The organism is Bacillus sp. RB3 (assembly GCF_030164735.1).
Classification (GTDB): domain Bacteria; phylum Bacillota; class Bacilli; order Bacillales; family Bacillaceae_G; genus Bacillus_A; species Bacillus_A cereus.
The window spans coordinates 1-491 of record NZ_JASNGE010000102.1 but is presented as its reverse complement, the minus strand read 5'-3'; the positions used below and the strand labels follow the sequence as shown (position 1 = coordinate 491).

Here is a 491-nt window from a genome sequence, read left to right as displayed (position 1 = left end):
AAACAACAGGAAAGAAAAAGTATGGCATTTAGTCCATATGAACCAACTGGTTTATATGCAAAGCCAAATGAACAAATAACGATTAATGTAGAAGGTAATCAAGATATTCAGGTATATATTGGAACGTATTCGTATGATGCTTCTTGGAGAGAAGATTCTAAGATAAAATCATTTACATTAAAACCTGGTGTAAACACAATCCAATCTCCAAATGGGGGGCTGATTTATTTTTATAATAAACAGCAAGGAGGTAGCATTCGAACAACAATTACAACAGGTGGAACGACTACGCCTTTCTTTGAACTAGGAAAGCATACGAAACAAGATTTAATAAACATGCTGGACCAATATCCTAATGCACATGCAGTGGAGTTAAAAGGCGAACGTGTATTAATTACGGCCAGCCCTGCACGTGTTAAGAAATATTTGTTGGGTTCTAATACAGATCCTGTACAACTCTTAAAAAAGATGGATGAAGCTACTCGAATTCA

General features: G+C 35.6%; 1 protein-coding gene. It reads left to right on the top strand.

Going from position 1 to position 491, the window contains the following annotated elements:
- Positions 1-491, top strand: a 491-nt coding sequence (locus QO049_RS30515) for a M60 family peptidase N-terminal accessory domain-containing protein (RefSeq protein ID WP_284489824.1), incomplete at both ends; no start/stop codon positions are given.